Source organism: Xanthomonas sp. NCPPB 3761 (genome assembly GCF_041475705.2).
Classification (GTDB): Bacteria; Pseudomonadota; Gammaproteobacteria; order Xanthomonadales; family Xanthomonadaceae; genus Xanthomonas; species Xanthomonas phaseoli.
In genome coordinates this window covers 3,902,503-3,922,742 of record NZ_CM191262.1, presented here as the reverse complement: position 1 = coordinate 3,922,742, position 20,240 = coordinate 3,902,503, and the positions used below count along the sequence as shown (strand labels likewise).

At 66.6% G+C, this 20,240-nt stretch carries 13 protein-coding genes and 1 pseudogene; 8 read left to right on the top strand and 6 right to left on the bottom strand.

Going from position 1 to position 20,240, the window contains the following annotated elements; genetic code table 11:
• Positions 1 to 318 precede the first annotated feature (318 nt).
• Positions 319 to 3,681 carry a GH92 family glycosyl hydrolase gene (locus ACCQ00_RS16980; protein WP_039572621.1) on the bottom strand — a complete coding sequence of 1,121 codons (3,363 nt, stop codon included), beginning with the start codon at positions 3,679 to 3,681 and terminating at the stop codon, positions 319 to 321.
• Between the two features lie 311 nt (positions 3,682 to 3,992).
• On the opposite strand from ACCQ00_RS16980, the gene ACCQ00_RS16975 reads away from it, so the two are divergent.
• From ACCQ00_RS16975 to ACCQ00_RS16965, 3 genes are read left to right on the top strand one after another with little or no spacing between them, the layout of a single operon-like run.
• Complete coding sequence (locus ACCQ00_RS16975) at positions 3,993 to 4,190, top strand: zinc-finger domain-containing protein (RefSeq protein ID WP_017157483.1); 198 nt, start codon at positions 3,993 to 3,995, stop codon at positions 4,188 to 4,190.
• A gap of 10 nt (positions 4,191 to 4,200) precedes the next feature.
• Entirely contained in the window at positions 4,201 to 5,313 is a 1,113-nt protein-coding gene (locus ACCQ00_RS16970; protein WP_039572623.1) for a glycosyltransferase, read from the top strand.
• Positions 5,294 to 6,643, top strand: coding sequence for an O-antigen ligase family protein (locus tag ACCQ00_RS16965; RefSeq protein ID WP_039572626.1), 1,350 nt, complete (start codon positions 5,294 to 5,296; stop codon positions 6,641 to 6,643). The genes ACCQ00_RS16970 and ACCQ00_RS16965 overlap by 20 nt, the downstream gene beginning before the upstream one ends.
• A gap of 73 nt (positions 6,644 to 6,716) precedes the next feature.
• On the opposite strand, the gene ACCQ00_RS16960 is transcribed toward ACCQ00_RS16965, so the two are convergent.
• Entirely contained in the window at positions 6,717 to 7,637 is a 921-nt protein-coding gene (locus ACCQ00_RS16960) for an LpxL/LpxP family Kdo(2)-lipid IV(A) lauroyl/palmitoleoyl acyltransferase (protein WP_017157480.1), read from the bottom strand.
• A 76-nt stretch (positions 7,638 to 7,713) separates the two neighbouring features.
• On the opposite strand from ACCQ00_RS16960, the gene waaA reads away from it, so the two are divergent.
• Positions 7,714 to 9,030: a lipid IV(A) 3-deoxy-D-manno-octulosonic acid transferase gene (waaA, locus tag ACCQ00_RS16955; protein WP_039572629.1), complete on the top strand. Its 1,317-nt coding sequence runs from the start codon at positions 7,714 to 7,716 to the stop codon at positions 9,028 to 9,030.
• A gap of 266 nt (positions 9,031 to 9,296) precedes the next feature.
• On the opposite strand, the gene ACCQ00_RS16950 is transcribed toward waaA, so the two are convergent.
• The 3 genes from ACCQ00_RS16950 to ACCQ00_RS16940 all read right to left on the bottom strand — a co-directional run bounded on the left by ACCQ00_RS16950 (position 9,297) and on the right by ACCQ00_RS16940 (position 12,138).
• Complete coding sequence (locus tag ACCQ00_RS16950; RefSeq protein ID WP_039572634.1) at positions 9,297 to 10,679, bottom strand: TolC family outer membrane protein; 1,383 nt, start codon at positions 10,677 to 10,679, stop codon at positions 9,297 to 9,299.
• 20 nt (positions 10,680 to 10,699) lie between these two features.
• Complete coding sequence (locus ACCQ00_RS16945; RefSeq protein WP_017157477.1) at positions 10,700 to 11,356, bottom strand: protein-L-isoaspartate O-methyltransferase family protein; 657 nt, start codon at positions 11,354 to 11,356, stop codon at positions 10,700 to 10,702.
• Positions 11,357 to 11,484: 128 nt separating this feature from the next.
• Positions 11,485 to 12,138 carry a TetR/AcrR family transcriptional regulator gene (locus ACCQ00_RS16940; protein WP_039572637.1) on the bottom strand — a complete coding sequence of 218 codons (654 nt, stop codon included), beginning with the start codon at positions 12,136 to 12,138 and terminating at the stop codon, positions 11,485 to 11,487.
• Positions 12,139 to 12,355: 217 nt separating this feature from the next.
• On the opposite strand from ACCQ00_RS16940, the pseudogene ACCQ00_RS16935 reads away from it, so the two are divergent.
• A pseudogene (locus tag ACCQ00_RS16935) lies at positions 12,356 to 15,360 on the top strand (two-component regulator propeller domain-containing protein).
• Positions 15,361 to 15,598: 238 nt separating this feature from the next.
• On the opposite strand, the gene ACCQ00_RS16930 reads toward ACCQ00_RS16935, so the two are convergent.
• The gene (locus ACCQ00_RS16930; RefSeq protein WP_039572640.1) at positions 15,599 to 16,483 is read right to left on the bottom strand and encodes a LysR family transcriptional regulator; all 885 of its coding nucleotides are present in this window, start codon (positions 16,481 to 16,483) and stop codon (positions 15,599 to 15,601) included.
• Positions 16,484 to 16,603: 120 nt separating this feature from the next.
• On the opposite strand from ACCQ00_RS16930, the gene leuC reads away from it, so the two are divergent.
• The 3 genes from leuC to leuB all read left to right on the top strand — a co-directional run bounded on the left by leuC (position 16,604) and on the right by leuB (position 19,924).
• A complete protein-coding gene (gene leuC / locus ACCQ00_RS16925) occupies positions 16,604 to 18,043 on the top strand; it encodes a 3-isopropylmalate dehydratase large subunit (protein ID WP_039572644.1) in 1,440 nt (479 codons plus the stop codon).
• A 69-nt stretch (positions 18,044 to 18,112) separates the two neighbouring features.
• Complete coding sequence (gene leuD / locus ACCQ00_RS16920) at positions 18,113 to 18,760, top strand: 3-isopropylmalate dehydratase small subunit (protein WP_007967735.1); 648 nt, start codon at positions 18,113 to 18,115, stop codon at positions 18,758 to 18,760.
• 90 nt (positions 18,761 to 18,850) lie between these two features.
• Positions 18,851 to 19,924 carry a 3-isopropylmalate dehydrogenase gene (gene leuB, locus ACCQ00_RS16915; RefSeq protein WP_039572649.1) on the top strand — a complete coding sequence of 358 codons (1,074 nt, stop codon included), beginning with the start codon at positions 18,851 to 18,853 and terminating at the stop codon, positions 19,922 to 19,924.
• Positions 19,925 to 20,240: the final 316 nt, after the last annotated feature.

Here is a 20,240-nt window from a genome sequence, read left to right as displayed (position 1 = left end):
AGGCGCCCAACAACTCAGCACCCAGCCTGCAGCAACGACCCAAAAGCCCCTCTCCCCACGGGAGAAGGTTGGGGTGAGGGTACGGGCGAGCCTTGGCATCGCAGCGGTCGAGAAGTTGTCACTGCAAGGCGCCCAGCAACTCAGCACCCAGCCTGCAGCAACAACCCAAAAGCCCCTCTCCGCGCGGTAGAGGGGTGAGGGTACGGCCTACCCTTGGCAGCGACTCAGCGTCGACCATCCAAAACGTTGAAGAGCTACGCAAACAGCAGGCGTCGCGGGTCGTCGTCGTCCCAAGCGATCACGCTGAAACCTCAGGCCTCAGCGCCCATCCGGCACCGCGCCCAGTAACTCGATCTCTGCCACCTGTGCACGCGCGGGCGCGGTCCAATGCAGCCGATACTCCGCATACGAACCGGGCGTCGCGATCCGGAACGGGCGCGTTTGAAGCGGCCATGGAAAACGCTCCTCGCGGCGCGTATCGACGACGCGCCATTTGCCTCCTGCAGTGCGTGCTTCCAGCGTCCACGCAGCCGACGCAATCGCAGCGTCGCCGCTGGTTACGGTGTAAAGCATGGCCTCACCGCGATCGAGACCGCTCAGCGTCAGCACCGTAGCCGGCGACACCGCGCTCGCGCTGCCCGCATCGTCGTCATGCAAAGCCGCCAACGCGCGACCATCTGCCTGCGTTACGCGTGCGCTGGCACCCAGCAGGTCACGCAACGGGGCAGGGCGCTTGCCTGGCGCGGTCAACGACGGCGGCACATCGTCCGGCGCGCTGCCCCAGCGCGAGGGCGTGGGCCCCATCACGAAGTCCAGCGTCGCACCCTTGGCGATTGCCGCATGCGGCAACCAGGTCTTGTGCCACGGCTTGCCGTTGAGTTTGAGCGACTGCACATACACATTCTGCGGCGAGTTCTGCGGCGCATTGACCGTCAGGGTGCCGCCACCCGGCAAGCGCACGCGCGCCTGCTTGAACAGCGGCGAGCCGATCACATACTCCGGCGCTCCCATTCGCAACGGATACAGCCCCAGCGCAGCGAACAGATACCATGCCGACATCTCGCCGTTGTCTTCGTCGCCGGCATAGCCCTGGCCGATCTCGCTCCCCAAGTACAGACGCGCCAGAATCTCGCGGGTAATGCGCTGTGTCTTCCATGGCTGCCCGGCATACAGATACATCCACGGAATGTGGTGCGCAGTCTGGTTACTGTGCGCGTACATGCCCATGCGCACATCGCGCGCTTCGGTCATCTCATGAATGGTGTTGCCATACGAGCCTGCAAACTGCGCTTGAGCAGTTTCGGGCGTGGAAAAAAACGTATCCAACTTGGCGGCCAAGGCCGCGCGGCCGCCGTAGAGCGCAGCCAGGCCTTCGCCATCGTGCGGCGCGGTGAATGCAAACGTCCAGCCGCTGGATTCGGTGTAATCGTTGCCCCACACACGTGGGTCGTACTGCGCCGCATCCACGCGCCAGGCACCGTCGGGCTTGCGACCCTGGAAGAAGCCAACCGCCGGATCAAACAATGCCGCATACCCGGCCGCGCGGCGGCGAAAATACTGCGCCTCGGTCGCATAGCGTTCGCGCGCTGCCGCAGTCGCGGCCTGGCTGGACAATGCCTCGGCCATGTTGGCGATGCCGAAATCGTTGAGGGCGCCCTCCATCGACCACGACATGCCTTCGTGCGTTTCGGTATCGGTGTAGCCGCGGAAGGTGGAGCGCGCCATGCCCTTGCGACCCACATGCCGGTCCGGCGCAACGACCGTGGCGTTTTTCAGTGCAGCGGCGTAGGCCTCGGCCGGGTCGAAGCCTTGCACGCCTTTGCGCCATGCATCGGCAAACGCCACATCCGAGCTGGTGCCCACCATCAGGTCGGCATAGCCGGGCGATGACCACCGTGCGATCCAGCCACCTGCCCGCGATTGCTCGACAAACCCCTGCACCAGGGCACCGGCATCATCGGGCGCAAACAGGGCATACGCAGGCCAGGCCGTGCGAAACGTGTCCCATAGCCCGTTGTTGACGTACACCCGGCCATCGCGGATCGGTGCGAAGCTGCGCACCGCGCTGCCGTCGATATTGTCGTCCGACCAGCTGTTCTGGCTGGCGTAGCGCCAATCCGGCGCAGTCGCAGTGCCCACGTTTTCGTGCGCCGAGTTCGGATACAGGTACAACCGGTACAGGTTGGAATACAGCGTGGTGGCCTGGTCGGCAGTGGCGTCGGGCACCTCGAAGCGCCCCAGCACTGCATCCCAGGCCTCCTGCGCGCGCGCGGCCACCTGCTCGAAGCTCGCGTCTGCGGCAATTTCCAGGGCTGCATTGTGCTTGGCCTGCTCCACCGAAATCAGCGACGTGGCGATGCGCATCTGTACCTGTCGCGCGCTGCCGGCATCGAACTTGATCCATCCGGTGGGGCGGCCGGTGTCGAGCAGGCCGCTGCTGTGCCAGGGCCTGTCGAAGCTGGCATAGACGTACATGCGCGTTGCGCCCGTCGACAGACCGCTGCGTACATCGGTGTAGCCGGACAGTGTCTGGGTCGCCGCATCCAGCGTTAGCCCGCCGCGCGCATCCACGTTGTCGAACAGCAGATTGGCATTGCCGCGCGCCGGGAAGCGAAAGCGAAACAGCGCCGCGTGATCGGTCGGTGCGATCTCGGCATGGATGCCGTTATCCAACTGCACCGCGTAGCGATAGGGGCGGGCAGTTTCGGCGTCATGCGAAAACCCCAGTGCTCGTTTGCTGCGATCGGCGTCCGGCACGCCGGCAGTCAGCGAGGGCATCACCTGAAACGTCTGCCGGTCGCCCATCCACGGGCTGGGTTGATGGCTCAGCGACAGCGCCTGCAGGCGCGGGCGATTGTCGGCGCCGTTGTGCTCGTTCCAGCGATACAGCCAGGTCAACGTTCCCGCATCGGTGACCGGCGTCCAGAAGTTGAAACCGTGCGGCACGGCCGTGGCAGGAAAATTATTGCCGCGCGAAAACGTGCCATTGGATTGCGTGCCGCGCGTGGTCAGCACCCAATCGGAGGGCCGCCCTGCTGTTGCCAGCGGCACCTCGGCAATGGCGATATCGTCGATCCACCCGGCAGCGCGCGCGCCGGCCGGTGGCGCCACCTCCAGCTCGATCGCGCGCACGCGCCGCCCACGCAGTCCGGGCACATCTCCCAACCGCACCTGCTTGCGCGCCCACTGTTGTGGGTAAAGCGTCTTCGAATCGCCTTGCGCCTGCGCACCCAATGCCACGCCATGTTGATCGCGCGCTGCGCTGGCAGAGACATGTGTGCCGTCATCCAGCAGCAGATCCAGTGACACATAGGTCGAGGCCACATGATCGCTGCCCACGCTTTCCGGCAAGACCATCCACGACAGCGTGGTCTGCGTCTGGATCAGCAGATCGGTGGTGAACAACGCGCGCCGCCCACCCGCGCCGTTGCTCGCGTAATGCAACGCCTGCGCTCCGCTGTAGCCGGCGTTCGGCTTGGCGGCGTACGGCGCTGCCGGGCCGGCACCGATGGCAACCTGCACGGCGGCGTCGGTCGCCTGCGCCGGTACGGGGTCGCCGTGCTCGAACGCGCTTGCGAAGTGCGTGGCGGCCATCGCCGGCAACGCAGCGAGACCGAGCAGAGCAACGGCGATGGCGCGCGGTAGACCACGCGGATGCAGCAGGACAACAGGCAAGGTCACGGGGCAGTGTCTCCTTGGGGCACGTAGCGGCACGTGCGCTGGGCCGATGTTGCGCCCGGTATGGTTCACGTCGCCGGTTGGCGAAACGCTGGCTCCCGATGATAGGCGGCATGCGCGGTGCGGTGTCGTTGCACTGCCGCGCTGCCGATTGGGGTGTGCTGCAGGATCGCTGTCGTCATAGCGGCCTCGGCGATTGGATTGGCAACGCTTGCAACGAACTCCCGCGCGGGCCTGCACGCCCAGTCGATGGGCCGATCACCACGCAGGCTGCTAGAATCCGCGCTCTGCCTTTGCCTTCCGATCGCACCGCCATGAGCCAGACCGCCACCGCGCCCGCCAATGCGCAAACGCGTTACACCGTGCACCGCGGCGACCTGCCGCTGAGCTGCCCGACGCCGGAAATGGCGCTGTGGAACTCGCATCCGCGCGTGTACCTGCCGATCGAAGACGAGCCCAACGGCGAAGCCAAGTGCCCGTATTGCGGCGCACTGTTCGTGCTCGCCGACTGATACTGGCCGGATGCACCGCCTGACCGTGGTGCAACTGCTGCCGGCACTGCAGTCCGGCGGCGTCGAGCGCTCCACCCTGGAAATCGCTGCCGCGCTGGTGCGCGCCGGTCATCGCGCCGTCGTCGTCTCGGCCGGCGGCCGCCTGGTCCAGCCCCTGCTGGACGCTGGCGGGGAACATCTCACGCTGGAGATCGGCCGCAAATCGCTGCTGACGCTGCGGCACGTGGCCGGCTTGCGCCGCTTGTTCGCCGAACTCGGGGCCGACATCGTGCATGCACGTTCGCGGCTGCCGGCCTGGCTGGGCTGGTACGCGCTGCGCGGCATGCCCGCGGCGACGCGGCCGCGCCTGGTGACCACCGTGCATGGGCTCAATTCGCCCAGCCGCTATAGCGCCGTGATGACCTACGGCGAGCGCGTGATCTGCGTGTCCGAGACGGTGCGCAAATACGTGTGCAGGCACTACCCACAGACCGATCCGGCGCGCCTGCGCACCATTCCGCGCGGGGTGGATATCGCGCAGTTCCCGCGCCGGCTGCAGCCGGACCGCCGCGCTCGTGCATGGGTACAGACGCTGCTGCCCGGACTGCCGGCCGATGCACCGCTGCTTCTGCTACCGGGCCGCGGCACGCGCCTGAAGGGCCATGCCGATGGCCTGCAGCTGCTCGCCGACATCCGTGCAGCCGGCGTGCCGGCCTTTTTGTGGTTGCCCGGCGCACGCGAGCCCGGGCGCGAGGCGTATGTACGGGAGCTGGAGACGGAAGCCGCCAAGCTGGGCATTGCCGAGGCGGTCGCCTTGACCGAGCCCACCGCGCGCATCGCCGAGGCCTATGCGGCCAGCGATCTGGTGCTGCAGCTTTCGCGCAAGCCGGAAGCCTTCGGCCGCACCGTGGTGGAGGCGCTAGCGGTCGGCCGGCCGGTGCTGGGCTGGGCACACGGCGGCGTCGGCGAACTGCTGGCCGAGTTGCAGCCCGGTGGTGCGGTCGCTGCCTTCGATGCCCAGGCCTTATGCACGCAGGCGCTGCAGTTGCTGCAGCATGCCCCGGCAGCGCCGGCCGTGATCCCCTACACGTTGCAGGCCATGCAAACGGCCACCCTGAAGGTCTATGACGAACTCCGCCGCTGAGGCCCTCCCGCAGGCGCCCGTGTTGACGCCCGATGCCGGCCGCTGGGGGCCACTGTGGGTGATCGTGTTCGTGGCGTTGTGGCCCACGCCCGGCTTGGCGGAAACGGTGTTGTCGCTGGGTGCGTTGTTCGCGGCGTACCGCCTGTTGCACGCGCGCTTTCGCGGCGGCACGCGCCTGCTCAGCGGCGCGGCCTGGGCGCTGACCAGCGTGTTGTTCCTGGCGTACTGGTTGCCGCAGATGCTGTCGGCGTTCGACGCGGTGGATGCCGGCCGCGCGCTGCGCAAGTCGGCCACCGATCTGCGCTACCTGCCGTTCATGTGGTTATGCGCCATCGCCGTGGCCAATGCACAGCGTCGGCGCCGCACCTTTGCCGGGCTGGCGGTCATCGGTGGCGTGTGGACGCTGGACGCGTTGCTGCAGGCCGCCTTCGGTACCAGCCCATTGTTCTTTGGCATCGATCAGATCAAGCAGCTGATCAGCGGCCATGGCTTGTGCACGGCCCAGGAACTGGCGCTGGTGGACCGGTTGAGCGGCGTGCTGGGCCCCTGCAATCTGAAGTTCGGGCAGACCCTGGCCAGCCTGTCGCCGTTCCTGTTGCTGGCGTTGGGGCGGCGTCATGTCTTGGCCTGGCTTGTGGGTGCGGCGGCGGTCGGCATCGTGTTGGTCTTGGCCGGCTCGCGCGCGTCGTGGATCACCTATGGCGTGATCGTGCTGCTATCGGGCTGGCAGCTGCTGGGCGGGCGTCGTTTGCTGGCCGTGGCGGTGGCCGGCGCATTGCTGGCCGTGGCAGTGGTGGCGGTGGCGCCACAGGCGCGCGAGCGCATCCAGCGCACCACGCTGGCGTTCGGCAATGGCGAACAGGGCGTGGACCAGGCCCTGTCCGGGCGCGCCCAGATCTGGGAGGCGGCGCTGTGCATGATCCGCACGCATCCGCTCAACGGCGTGGGCGCGCGCGGGTTCCGGCAGGCCTATCCGGCCTGCAATCCGGCACCTGGCCAAGCGCCGGCATGGGGCGGTGGGCCGGCCTTTCATGCGCATCAGATCGTGCTCGAAATCCTGGCCGAAACCGGCGTGATCGGTTTGCTGCTGTGGCTGGCCGGCGCGGCGCAGGCATGGCGCGCGTGGCGCTACTCAAGCGCGGTGGCGCGCGAGCAGGCGCGGCCGGCGATGATCGCGCTGGTGGCCACGGTGTTTCCGTTCAACACCCATCTGGCGTTCTATTCCAGCTTCTGGGGCGGGCTGAGCCTGATGCTGGCCGGGCTGTATGCCGGTGCATTGCTCAACGACGATGCGGACCGCGCGCCGCAGTCACGCGGTGCGTGCGGTTGATCGGCACCTCGTTCGATTTGCGCGCTATGCAGCGCAACGCCCACACATGCGTTGCAGGTGTTCGCCGCCGGCGTCAGCGATAGAACGCGCTACGTCCGCCCGGCTGGCGCTTGAAGCGCCGATGGATCCACAGGTATTGGTCCGGCGCTTCGCGCACCATGTCTTCGATGGCGGCATTGACCTGCGTGGTATCGGCGATGACGTCATCGGACGGAATGTCGGCCAGCGGCGGTGCGATCTTGAGGATGTAACGGCCGCCTTCGCGACGATGGAAGTACGGCACCACTGCGCAGCCGGTCAACCGTGCCAGCTGATGCGTGGCGGTGATGGTGGAGGCCGGATGTCCGAAGAACGGCACGAACACGGTGTCCTTGCCGCGCATGTCCTGATCCGGCGCATACCACAGAAAACCGCCGCGCTTGAGATGCTTGATGGTGGCGCGCAGGTCTTCGTTGGCGAACATGTGCGTGGCATAGCGCAAGCGCCCACGCTTGACCGCCCACTCGAACACCGGGTTGCGATGCCTGCGGTACATGCCGGCCAGCGGCACGTAGTCGCAGAGCAGGCGCCCGCACATTTCCAGCGTCATGAAGTGGCCGGACACCAGCAACACGCCGCGTTCTTGCTGCTGCAGTTGCTGCAGATGCTCCAGGCCCTCGATCTGCACGCCTGGTCGAATGGCATCGATGCTGCCCCACCAGGCGCGCGCGAACTCGAACAGGCCCACGCCCAGCGCGTCGAAACTGTCGCGCAACAGCCGCGCCCGCCAGGCATCGTCCTGCTCGGGGAAACACAGTTTCAGGTTGACCTCGGCCGCGCGCCGACGCGTGCCCGCCAGGCGCATCGCAATCCAGCCCACGCCGCGGCCCACTGCACGTTGCAGCGTCCAGGGCAGGCGCCCGGCCACCACCATCACCGCCAGGCCCAGATACATCGGCCAGTGCTTGGGGTTGCGCAGGGAAGGGCGGACGGCGACGTTGGCGGGTTCGGACATGCGCCAATTCTAAGGGATTGCGCCTGGCGGGCAGCGTGCACATGCGCACGCACGGACGCTCCCGTATCCTGCACCGATGCGGAAAGACTCGATCGAATGGCTGTTGCGCGGGCTGTACTCGGCGCTGTTGTACCTGTTGCTGCCGGTCACGGTGTACCACCTGGTGTGGCGTGGCTTTCGCGTGCGCGAATACTTCAATCGCTGGAACGAGCGCTATGCGTCCTACACACATGCCTGCGGGCGCCCGCGCGTGTGGGTGCATGCGGTGTCGGTGGGCGAGGTCAACGCGGCCGCACCGCTGGTCAATGCGCTACGTGCGCAGCGCCCGGATATCCGTTGGGTCATCACCACCATCACCCCCACCGGCTCCGAGCGCGTGCGCGCGCTGTGGGGCGATGCGGTGGACCATGTGTATCTGCCCTATGACGTGCCGGGCAGCGTGGGGCGGTTTCTCGAACACTTCCGCCCGCGGCTGGCCTTGATCCTGGAAACCGAGCTGTGGCCGAACATGTTGTTCGGCTGCCGCGATCGCCAGATTCCGGTGTACATCCTCAACGCACGGTTGTCGGCGCGTTCGTTGCGTGGGTACCGGTTGCTGGCACCGTTGATCAGTCGCGCGCTGCGCACCGTCACCTGCGTGGCGGCACAGTCGCAGGACGATGCCGAGCGCTTTGTCACCCTGGGCGCGCGCCCGGATCAGGTGATCGCGCTGGGCAATCTCAAGTTCGATATCGCCGCGCCAGCGCAATTGCAGGCGTTGGTCGCACAGTTCCGCATGTACGTGCCGGCCACGCGCCCGGTCTGGATCGCCGCCAGCACGCACGAAGGCGAAGAGGCGGCCGTTGCCGATATCCACGCGCGTTTGCTGCTGCAATTTCCGGACGTGCTGCTGTTGTGGGCGCCGCGCCATCCCGAGCGCTTTCCCAAGGTCGAGACAGTGGCACGCGAGCGAGGTTGGCGCGTTGCCACGCGCAAGGCGCAGCAATGGCCGCAGGCAGGCGACAAGGTCTTCGTTATCGACACCCTGGGCGAGCTGATGAGCTTCTATGCGTGCGCGCAGGTGGCTTTCGTCGGTGGCAGCTTGCAGCCGATTGGCGGGCATAACCTGCTCGAGCCGGCCGCCGTTGGAACGCCGGCAATCACCGGCCCGCATCTGCATAACTTCTCGGAGATTTCGCGGCGCATGCGCGAAGCCGATGCCGTTGCCATCTGCGAGGATGCCGAGTGCGTCTACCAGGCATTGGCGCGCCTGCTCGCCGACCCCGCACAACGCGAGGCGATGACCGCTGCAGGCCTGGCGCTGGTCGCCAACGGCAAAGGCGCCGTGGCCCGCACCTTGGTGCAGATCGCGCCCGATCTGCCGCCGCTGGCGAGCGCGGGCGTTGTGGCGTGAGGGGTGTCGCTCGTTGCGTGGCGGCGTGCATGGACGTGCTGCACTCCACCGCGCCTGGCGCCGGAGTGCAGCCTTCGTTGCGGTCCGCAGTGAGCGTGTGCGTCGGGCAGTGAGATGCGCGTGGTGGGATCGCTTGCGTCGGAGGCTGCATGCCGGCGTTGCCGGTTTACCGCACTTGCAGCAGCCGTCACGACAGGTGCGCATGCGGTTGCATCGCGCACAAAAAAAGCGGGCCGTGGCCCGCTTTCTTGTGCATCCAGCTGGCCTTACTGCAACGAACCACTGCCCTGCAGCTTGGACTCGGCATCCTGCGATAGCAGGCGGTTGACGTCTTGCAGATCGGTGATGTCGAGCTTGCCGATGGCCTGGCCCAGCAGCAGGCGGTTCTGCAGGAAGTTGTAACGCGACTGTGCGTAGTTCAGCTGCGCCTGGAACAGCGTGCGCTGGTTTTGCACCACGTCCAGCACGGTGCGCGTGCCCACTTCCAGACCCACCTGCGAGGCGTCGTAGGCGGCTTGCGCCGACACCACGGCCAGGCGGCGGGCTTCCACCTCGCTTATACCGGCAACCACGGTCTGGTAGGCATTGCGGGTGTTGCGATCCAGCGCGCGCTTCTGCTGCTCGTAGGTGTCCTGCTGGATGTCGCGCTGCGACAGTGCCTGACGCACGGCCGACTGGGTTGCGCCGCCGGCAAAGATCGGAATCGTCAGCGTGATGCCGACCGAATCGGTATCGATGTCGCGACCTGCGGTGGTGAAGTTGCCTGCCGCCTCATCGACCGTTCCCTGGCCGCCCCAGCTGTTGCTGCGGCCGACATTGGCACCCAGGCTCAGCGTGGGCAGATGGCCGGCACGCGCGGCACTGACCTGCGCCTCGGCAGCGCTGACCTGCAACTGCTGCGCCTTCAATGCGGGGTTATCGGCGATCGCGGTGGCGACCAACTGATCCACGTTGCTGTAGGCGGCCGGCACTTCGGGACGGAACTCATCGGGCAACGCGCGCAAGCCGACCACCGGCTGGCCGGTCAGCTCGGTCAATGCCTGGTAGTAGTCCTTGAGCGTGTTGCGCGCGGTGATGGTGTCGGCGCGCGCCTGGTCGTACTGGGCGCGGGCTTCGTGCACGTCGGTGATCGGCGCCAGTCCCACTTCCAGACGCTTGTCGGCGTAGTCGAACTGCTTCTTTGCGGCCGCTTCGTTGGTCTCGGCCGCCGCCAGCGACTCGATCCCCACCAGTACCTGGAAATACGCCGCCGAGGTGCGGGTGATCAGGTCGTTGTTGGCCGATGCCAGGGTGAAATCCGCAGCCTTGGCCACTTCGCGCTGCGCACGCAGGTTGGAAAACTGCGCCCAGTTGAAGATGGTCTGGCTGCCCTGGATCACGTACTGGCGCTGCTTGGTCGTGGAGCGGCCATCGACGCCTTCCAGCTCACGGTGCGACTGGGTGTAGCTGGCGCTACCGTCCAGCTGCGGCAGCAACGCCGCACGCGCCTGCACCTGACCCTCCCGATTGACCAGGCGCGTGGACTCGGCCACGGCCAACTGCGGATCGCCGTTGCGGGCCATTTCGTAGACCTGCAGCAGGTCGGTGGCGTGCGCAGCCATGGGAGACAGGGCGGCGGCCAGGGCCAGGACGAGGGATCGGCGGATCATCGGGGAAGCTTCCTTGGGAATCAGAATTGGAATCGGGGCGTCGGTGCGGCGCCCTGGAGATAGGCGAGGTCGGTTTCGAACAACGATTCGATGCGCGGGGCGTTGACCTCGCCACGGACCAGGACCGCTTCCATCACCGGGTCGTGACCGCGCACGACGAACAACCGGCCGTTGGGGCGCAACCACTGCAGCCACTGGACGGGCAGGGTGTCGACCGCGCCGGTCACGCAGATGGCGTCGAAGCGACGCTCGCTCTGCCAGCCGAAGACATCGGCGGTTTCGATGCGGACGTTGCTGCCCAGGCCGGTGCGATCCAGATTGGCGCGCGCAGCCGCGGCCAGCGCCGGGTCGATCTCCAGGCTGAGCACTTCGCGTGCCAGCGCGGCCAGGCAGGCGGTGGCAAAGCCGCTGCCGGTGCCGACTTCCAGCACGTCCTCGCCCGGTTGCAGGTCCAGTGCCTGCAACATGCGGCCTTCGACCACCGGCTTCATCATCTTGTGGCCGGCCGACAGCGGAATTTCCACGTCGACATAGGCCAGCGTCTTGTAGGCCTCCGGCACGAAGGCTTCGCGCGGCAGGCGCGCCAGCACGTCGAGTACGCGCAGGTCCAGCACGTCCCACGGCCGGATCTGCTGCTCGACCATCTTTTCGCGGGCCTGGGTGAAATCTATCGTCATGGTGCGGGTATCCAACGCGGTGGGGCGAACATTTTACCGGTGCGCGAGGCACCTGGCGCATCTAGCATCGCCGCGCGCTGCCATCCGGCGCAGTGCCGGAAGTCATCGCCACCAAAGGCCGGGGACGCTCAACGCGGCGCATAGGCCCTCAAAAAGAAGTCGACGCTGGTGTCGATGTGCTCATCGACCTGGGCGCGGGTGGGCTGGCCGTGCAGGCCGCACATCATCAGGGCGTAGAGCTCGCCCTTGAGCAGGCAGAAGAATTGCGAGGCGGCGCGCGCGACGTCCGGAATCTCCAGCTGGCCGTCGGCCACCCGCGCGGACAGGAAATCCGCCAGCGCCCCCTGCGTGCGCTTGGGGCCTGCATCCCAGAACATCTCGCGGATATGCACGTCGCCGGTGCCGGGCGCCATCATCATGCGGTGGGTGGAGATGGCCGATTCGGTGCTGACCATGGCGAAGAACGCATGGGCAATCTCGGTGAGCTGGTCGCGCAACGCGCCCTTGGGAGCATGATCGAACAGGTCGTCCGGCATCATGTGCTGACATTGCGCGCGGATCGCCTCGGAAAACAGGCTCTCCTTGTCGCCGAAGTGGCTGTACACGGTCAGTTTGGAGACGCCGGCCTGCGCGGCGATCCCATCCATGCTGACCCCTGCATAGCCCTGTTCCATGAACATGGTGCGGGCAGCACCCAGGATGGCGGCACGCTTTCCAAGATCCTTGGGACGGCCAGGGCCGTTGCTCTTGGTCTTGGAAGTGAGGGGGGACGAGCTGGACATGTCGTCAATACTAGACCATGGGGTTCTATATTTATACTCGGCGCCCAACCGCGACGTTAACGGTTCCGTCTGCCCGGTTCCCGGTGTCGTGCCGCTCCCGGTAGCTGTCAGGGATCCACCGAAGGCAGCACCAAAACCCCGGTGATAAATTTGCCGTAGGCCTGCCAGTGCATACGGGCAGGTATCTCCAGCGAGCACGGACGAGGGGACGGGGAGCGTGGGAAGGGGCGGTACGCAGGCGCACACAAGCTGCGTTCGCAGCACGTGCGTGCGGCGGATCGGGCACGCGTGGCTGTGGCTGTGGCTGCTGCTGTGCTGCGCCATGCTCAACGCCTGGCCTGCCGACGCGCAGGTGCTCAAGCACTCCGCTTACCACACCGTCACGCGCTGGAACATGGACGACGGCCTGCCGCACAACCTGGTGCACGCGGTGGCCCAGGGCGAAGACGGGCTGATCTGGCTGGGTACCTGGGAAGGCGTGGCGCGCTTCAATGGGCGCGATTTCACCGTGTACGACCGTCAGAACACTCCCGGCGTCGAGCTGGGCGGGGTATTTGTGGTGGTTCGCGACAGCACCGGCGGCATGCTGCTCGGCACTGCGTTCGACGGCGTCTACCACTATCAGGACGGTCACTGGCAGCAGCTGGGCGATGCGTCGGCGCGGCATCTTGCGGTCAGCGCCCTGCTGCGGCGTGCCGATGGCGCGCTGTGGGTGGGCACGCCGCAGACGCTGTACCGCATCGAGGGCGACGGGCGGGTGGTCGACGTCGGCCGTCAGACCGGCTTGCCGCGCGCGCGCGTCACCGCACTGTCTGCAGACGAAAGCGGCGACCTGTGGGTCGGCACCGAGGTCGGGCTGTATCGCCTGCCGCACGATGGCGTCCAGGCTGCGGCCTGGGGAAGGGCGCACGGGATGCGCGATGCGCCGGTGCGGCGGCTGGCCAGCGACCGTCAGGGCGGCCTGTTGGTCGCCGGCGACGATGGTGTGTGGTGGTGGAGCCGCGGCGGTGGCCTGCAGCGCTTCCGCCAGGGCCAACGCGTGGATTCGGTGTTGCTGGACCGCCGTGGGCACCTGTGGATGAGCCTGTCTTCGGGAATGCTGGTGGTGCACAGCGGCCCGAACGACCCGGACGAGCAGATCGCCATTTCCGGCGTCGCCAGCCCGGCGCTGCTGGAAGACGCCGAAGGCCTGATCTGGGTCGGCAGCACCCACGGGCTGTTCCGTATTGCCGAGGGCGCCGCGCACGGCGTCACCCACGACGAAGGCCTGAGTTCGGACTACGTGCGCTGCGTGCTGCAGACCGGCGAGGGCACGGTGTGGGTGGGCAATGCCGTCGGCCTGGATCGTTGGCGCGACGGCACCATCAGCCGCGTGTCGCTGTCGCCCAGCGAAGGTGGGCGCGTGCTCGAGCAATCGGTGCTGGCGCTGGCCGATGCTGGCGATGGCGGCGTCTGGGCCGGTACCTATAGCCAGGGTGTGGTGCGTCTGGACGCGCAAGGCCACGTGCTGGTGCGCATCGGCGCGGCCGATGGCCTGCCCTCCATGTCGGTGCGTGCGGTGTTGCCGGACGGCGACGATCTGTGGATCGGCACCGCCGCCGGGCTGGTGCGCTGGCGCAACGGCAAGGCGCGCCGCTACACCGCCGCCGACGGCGTACCGGATGGGTCGGTGCAGGTGTTGTACCGCGATGCGCAGGGCATCGTCTGGATCGGCACCGATCGCGGCGTGACCGCGCTGTCGCCGGACGGCAGCACCCGCGCCTGGCTGGGCGAGCAGGATTTCCCCGGGCAGAACGCCTTCGATTTCCTGCGCGATGCCGCTGGCGATATGTGGATTGCCAGCGATCGCGGCCTGCTGCGGTTGCGCGGCGACCGCTTCCGCGTCTACGACCACCGGGTCGGGCTGCCGCGCGACAAGGTGTTTCGCGTGATCGACGACGGCCATGGCTATTTCTGGTTGTCGAGCAACCACGGGGTGTTCCGCATCGCACGCGATAACTTCGACCAGCTCGATGCGGGCACGCGCGAGCAATTGAGCGTGGAGGTGGTCGACCGCAGCGACGGCATGCCCAGCAACCAGGGCAACGGCAGCAGCGCACCGGCTGGCTGACCCAGTCCGGGCAGTTGCTGTTCCCCACCGCCGCAGGCCTGGGCGTGATCGACCCGGCCCGCGTGGGCACCTTGCAAGGCCATCGGGTGCCGATCGTCTTCGAGCGCCTGCTGGTCGATGGCATGGTGCAGCCGCTCAGTGGCCCGCACCGGTTCGGCGCCGAGACCCGGCGTATCGCGATCGTGTATGCCGGGCTGAATTTCCGCGGCCCGGACAAGGTGCGGTATCGCTACCGGCTGGAAGGCTTCGACCCGGAGTGGGTGGATGCCGACAATGCCAGCGAAGCGGTCTACACCAATTTGCCGCCGGGCCGTTTCCGCTTCCGCGTGCAAGCGATGTCGCTGCCGGTGGATTGGCGCCAAGACGATCTGCTGGGCGAGGCCAGCCTGGTCATCGAACTGGCGCCGCCGTGGTGGCGCCGGGGCGAAGTGATCGGCCTGGGCATCCTTGGCCTGGCCAGCGTGATCTACGGCTTGTATCTGTGGCGTACCGCCAGCTATCGCCTGCGTCAGCGCCAGCTCAATACCGTCATCGACCGGCGTACGCGCGAACTGAGCGACAAGAACCTGGCGCTGCAGCAGGCCAGCCAGGAGCGCGAAGCGTTGATGCGCCAGCTGGAATACCGCGCCAGCCACGACGTGCTGACGGCCTTGCCGAACCGACGCGAAGCCGAGCGCGTGCTGCAGCACTGGTTCGATGAGGCGCACGCCGGTGGCGCGGCGTTGGCGCTGGCGTTGATGGATATCGATCATTTCAAGCGCATCAACGACGACTACGGCCATGAGGTGGGCGATGCGGTGCTATCGGCCATCGGCGAGGTGCTGGGCGAGCAGGAGCAGGCGCATTGCTTCGCCGCGCGTCACGGCGGCGAAGAATTCCTGCTGGCGGCCACCGGACTGGATGCGGCGCAGGCGCGCGCGCTGTTCGAGCGCATGCGACAGCGACTGGCCGACATCCAAGTCGATGCGCAGGGCATGACCGTGCGTTGTACCGCCAGCATGGGCATGGCGATGAGCGAGGAGGCGCCCAGCCGGCGCGAATTGCTGGCGTTGGCCGACCATCGTCTGTACGAAGCCAAGCGGCAGGGGCGGAATCGTTTGATCGGGCCGTAAGGCGTTGCTTACGCTCGTGAGTTGCTTGACGCAGACCCGATGCAGACAGGCGTTGTTACATTGCACGGGTGGCGCGTGGCGAAGAACCATCGCCGCATTGCCGGCCCGGCCGCGGCACCGCCGAGTCAACAAACCGCGTGTGACCCATCGCACCTCGCGTGCGCTCGTGCCGAGATCGAACTGCTGACGTCATCTTTCGCCGACACGTGCAGCACGCTGCAGACATATCGCCGGCAGCCTACGCCTGCGCCAGATCCGCCTGCGCATGCAACAACGCAACAAACGCCTGCGCCGCACGCGACAAGGTGCGCCCACCATGGGTGACGCAACCCAGCTCGCGGGATAACGCCACATCGGCCAGCGGCAGCGCCACGATCTGGTGGTCGATCATGCGCTCGGGCAGCACGCTCCAGGCCAGGCCCACCGACACCAGCATCTTGATCGTTTCCAGGTAATTGGTGGTCATGCGCAGACTCGGCACCAGGCCGCGCTCGGCGAACAGGTTGGCAACGATGCGATGGGTGAAGGTGCCCGGATCCGGCAACACCGCCGGGTGCGCCACCACATCGTCCAGGGACACCGCAGGCCGTGCTGCCAACGGGTGATCGGGTGCAACGACGAACTGCAGGCGGTCGTGCCAGATCGGCTGCGCGCGCAGCGGAGCGCGCGTGTCCGGTGCCAGGGTCGTCACTGCCAGCTCCACCTCGCCGCGCAGCACCGCGGCGTACGCCAGCTCCGAATCCAGGAACTGGATGTCCAGCGCCGCCTGCGGATGTTGCGTGGCAAAACCGCGCAACAAGGCCGGCAGGCGGTGCAGCCCCACATGGTGGCTGGTGGCCAGGCTCAAGCGGCCGCCAACGGCTGCTCCCAAATGCTCCAGCACGCGGCGGGTGTCCTGCAGCTCGGCCAGGATGCGTTGCGCACGCGGCAGCAATGCCTGGCCGGCTTCGGTCAACACCACCTGCCGGCCCAGGCGATCGAACAGCCGCGCCGACAATTGCGCCTCCAGCAGTGCGATGCGTTTGCTTACCGCCGGCTGGGTCAGGTGCAAGGCCTCGCCGGCTGCCGAAAAGCTGCCGCTCTCGGCGATCGCCACGAAGGCATTGAGGCTCGCCAGGTCCATTGCTATTCCTAAAATTCATTTCTTGAATAAACAATATGAATTTGCGTAATCCAAGGCAAGCTCCTAGCATCGATCTCAGCCAGGTGGGCGCACCCACCATCCGCCACTCGGATTGCCGCGATGACTGCCAAGACCCTGTACGACAAGCTGTGGGACCTGCATGAGGTCACACGCCGTGACGATGGTTCGTCGCTGATCTACATCGACCGCCACATCCTGCACGAGGTGACCTCGCCGCAAGCCTTCGAAGGCCTGCGCCTGGCCGGGCGCAGGCCGTGGCGCATCGACGCCAATATCGCCACGCCCGACCACAACGTGCCGACCACGCGCGCCGAGCGCCAGGGCGGGCTGGAGTCGATCTCCGACGAGGTCTCGCGCCTGCAGGTGCAGACGCTGGACGAGAACTGCGACGACTTCGGCATCCTTGAGTTCAAGATGAACGATGCGCGCCAGGGCATCGTGCATGTGGTCGGCCCGGAGCAGGGCGCCACCTTGCCGGGCATGACCGTGGTCTGCGGCGATTCGCATACCTCCACGCATGGCGCGTTCGGCGCGTTGGCCCATGGCATCGGCACCTCCGAGGTCGAGCACGTGCTGGCCACGCAGTGCCTGATCGCCAAGAAGATGAAGAACATGCAGGTGCGCGTGGAAGGCACGTTGCCGTTCGGGGTGACCGCCAAGGACATCGTGCTGGCGGTGATCGGCAAGATCGGCACCGCCGGCGGCAATGGGCATGCGTTGGAATTCGCCGGCAGCGCCATCCGTGCGCTGTCGATGGAAGGCCGCATGACCATCTGCAACATGGCCATCGAAGCCGGTGCGCGCGTGGGCATGGTGGCGGTGGACGAGAAGACCATTGCCTACGTCAAAGGGCGCCCGTTCGCGCCCAAGGGCGCCGACTGGGAAGCGGCGGTGGCGCTCTGGAGCACGCTGGTCTCCGATCCGGACGCGCACTTCGACACCGTGGTGGAGTTGCGCGCCGAAGACATCAAGCCGCAGGTCAGCTGGGGCACTTCGCCGGAAATGGTGCTGGCCATCGATCAGCACGTGCCCGATCCGGCCGCCGAGCAGGACCCGACCAGGCGCGATTCGATCGAGCGCGCGCTCAAATACATGGGATTGACCGCCAACCAGCCGATCACCGCCATTCGCCTGGATCGCGTGTTCATTGGCTCGTGCACCAACTCGCGGATCGAAGACCTGCGTGCCGCCGCTGCCGTGGCCAAGGGCCGCAAGGTGGCTTCCACCATCAAGCAGGCGTTGGTGGTGCCGGGCTCGGGCCTGGTGAAGGCACAGGCCGAAGCCGAAGGCCTGGACAAGGTGTTTCTGGATGCCGGTTTCGAATGGCGCGAGCCAGGCTGCTCGATGTGTCTGGCCATGAACCCGGACAAGCTGGGCAGCGGCGAGCATTGCGCTTCGACCTCCAACCGCAACTTCGAAGGCCGCCAGGGCGCCGGCGGCCGCACGCATCTGGTCAGCCCGGCGATGGCGGCGGCTGCGGCGGTGAGCGGTCATTTTGTCGATGTGCGTGAACTGCAGGGAATCGAGAGTCGGGAATAGGGAATCGCAAAGTCCTGCTTCCCGCTCTGCCCATTCCCGACTCCCCATTCCCCATTCTCGGCCTCTCTCATGACCCCTTTTACCCAACACACCGGACTGGTCGCGCCGCTGGATCGCGCCAATGTCGATACCGACCAGATCATTCCCAAGCAATTCCTGAAGTCGATCAAGCGCACCGGCTTCGGGCCGAACCTGTTCGACGAATGGCGCTATCTGGATATCGGCGAGCCGGGTCGCGATAACAGCACGCGCCCGCTCAATCCGGAATTCGTGCTCAATTTCCCGCGCTATCAGGGCGCCAGCGTGTTGCTGGCGCGGGAAAACTTCGGCTGCGGTTCCTCGCGCGAGCATGCGCCGTGGGCGCTGGACGAATACGGCTTTCGCACCGTGATCGCGCCGAGCTTTGCCGACATCTTCTACAACAACAGTTTCAAGAACGGCCTGCTGCCGATCGTGCTGGCCGAAGCGCAGGTCGATGCGTTGTTCGAGCAATGCCTGGCGACCGAGGGCTACCAACTCACCGTGGATCTGGCCGCACAACGCGTGCGCCGCCCCGATGGCGTGGAGTACGGCTTTGACATCGATGCCTTCCGCAAGCATTGCCTGCTCAACGGGCTGGACGATATCGGCCTCACCTTGCAGGACGCCGATGCCATCGGGCGCTTCGAGCAAGGTCATCGCGCACGCCAGCCGTGGTTGTTTGGCGCGTTGCAGTGATGTCGAGCCGCACGCGGGTGCGTTGATCGTGCCGCGTGCGCTTATTGCATTGAATTCAATGACGCTGCGGCGTCACTTCACGAGGGTGGCATGAGCAAGCAGATTCTGATTCTTCCCGGCGACGGGATCGGCCCGGAGATCATGGCCGAAGCGGTCAAGGTGTTGAAGCGCATTGACGCGCAACACGCTCTGGGTTTCGAGCTGGTGTATGACGAGCTGGGCGGCGCTGCGTACGACAAATACGGCAGCCCGTTGGCCGATGAAACGCTGGAGCGCGCGCGTGCCGCCGATGCGGTGCTGCTGGGTGCGGTGGGTGGCCCGCAGTGGGACACCATCGACCCGGCGCTGCGGCCGGAGCGTGGGCTGCTCAAGATCCGCTCGCAGCTGGGCCTGTTCGCCAACCTGCGGCCGGCCTTGCTGTACCCGCAGCTGGCCGATGCGTCCACGCTCAAGCCGGAGGTCGTGGCCGGGCTGGATCTGCTGATCCTGCGCGAACTCACCGGCGGCATCTATTTCGGCCAGCCGCGTGGCAACCGCACCTTGGACAACGGCGAGCGCCAGGCGTACGACACCTTGCCCTATAGCGAGAGCGAGATTCGCCGCATCGCCAAGGCAGGCTTCGACATGGCACGCCTGCGCGGCAAGAAGTTGTGTTCGGTGGACAAGGCCAACGTACTGGCGTCGAGCCAGCTATGGCGTGCGGTGGTCGAGGAAGTGGCCAAGGACTACCCGGATATCGCGCTGTCGCATATGTACGTGGACAACGCGGCGATGCAGTTGGTGCGCGCGCCCAAGCAGTTCGACGTGATCGTGACCGACAACATGTTCGGCGACATCCTGTCCGACCAGGCCTCGATGCTCACCGGTTCCATCGGCATGCTGCCGTCGGCCTCGCTGGATGCCAACAGCAAGGGCATGTACGAACCGTGCCACGGCTCGGCACCGGACATCGCCGGCAAGGGCATCGCCAATCCGCTGGCGACGATCCTGTCGGTGGCGATGATGTTGCGCTACACCTTCGCGCAGGCCGCTGCGGCGGATGCGATCGAACACGCGGTTGGCAAGGTGCTCGATCAAGGCCTGCGCACTGCCGACATCTGGTCGGAAGGCACCACCAAGGTCGGTACCGTGGCAATGGGCGATGCAGTGGTGGCCGCGCTGTAAGAGCGTTCGCGTCCCCGACAGGTTGTGGCTTTGCGGGTGGCTATCGTTCTTCGGACGATAGCCACTTTCGTTTGCTTGACCGATTCGTGATCACATCATTCGACCGAAGCGCTGGCATGAAATCGGCGGATGTCGTGCGCAGCACTGGTCGGCATCCAGGGGCGGTCGGCAGCGCGGTGCCGCATCCAGTGCCGGGACACGCCGTGGATCCGTCCATGCAGGCTCGGTGGCGGCATCCATGCCGCCACACGGTCCCGCCCCCGGACGCGACACCGCGCTCTCAAGATTGCTACTGCTGATCGGCACGCAATGCTTC

What these genes read in the sequence shown, in the direction of transcription:
- ACCQ00_RS16965 (WP_039572626.1), top strand. Translation starts at nt 5,294, where the DNA reads ATGACGAACTCCGCCGCTGAGGCCCTCCCGCAGGCGCCCGTGTTGACG.
- ACCQ00_RS16970 (WP_039572623.1), top strand. Translation starts at nt 4,201, where the DNA reads ATGCACCGCCTGACCGTGGTGCAACTGCTGCCGGCACTGCAGTCCGGC.
- ACCQ00_RS16940 (WP_039572637.1), bottom strand. Translation starts at nt 12,138, where the DNA reads ATGTCCAGCTCGTCCCCCCTCACTTCCAAGACCAAGAGCAACGGCCCT.
- leuC (WP_039572644.1), top strand. Translation starts at nt 16,604, where the DNA reads ATGACTGCCAAGACCCTGTACGACAAGCTGTGGGACCTGCATGAGGTC.
- ACCQ00_RS16945 (WP_017157477.1), bottom strand. Translation starts at nt 11,356, where the DNA reads ATGACGATAGATTTCACCCAGGCCCGCGAAAAGATGGTCGAGCAGCAG.
- leuB (WP_039572649.1), top strand. Translation starts at nt 18,851, where the DNA reads ATGAGCAAGCAGATTCTGATTCTTCCCGGCGACGGGATCGGCCCGGAG.
- waaA (WP_039572629.1), top strand. Translation starts at nt 7,714, where the DNA reads ATGCGGAAAGACTCGATCGAATGGCTGTTGCGCGGGCTGTACTCGGCG.
- ACCQ00_RS16960 (WP_017157480.1), bottom strand. Translation starts at nt 7,637, where the DNA reads ATGTCCGAACCCGCCAACGTCGCCGTCCGCCCTTCCCTGCGCAACCCC.
- ACCQ00_RS16950 (WP_039572634.1), bottom strand. Translation starts at nt 10,679, where the DNA reads ATGATCCGCCGATCCCTCGTCCTGGCCCTGGCCGCCGCCCTGTCTCCC.
- ACCQ00_RS16975 (WP_017157483.1), top strand. Translation starts at nt 3,993, where the DNA reads ATGAGCCAGACCGCCACCGCGCCCGCCAATGCGCAAACGCGTTACACC.
- ACCQ00_RS16930 (WP_039572640.1), bottom strand. Translation starts at nt 16,483, where the DNA reads ATGGACCTGGCGAGCCTCAATGCCTTCGTGGCGATCGCCGAGAGCGGC.
- leuD (WP_007967735.1), top strand. Translation starts at nt 18,113, where the DNA reads ATGACCCCTTTTACCCAACACACCGGACTGGTCGCGCCGCTGGATCGC.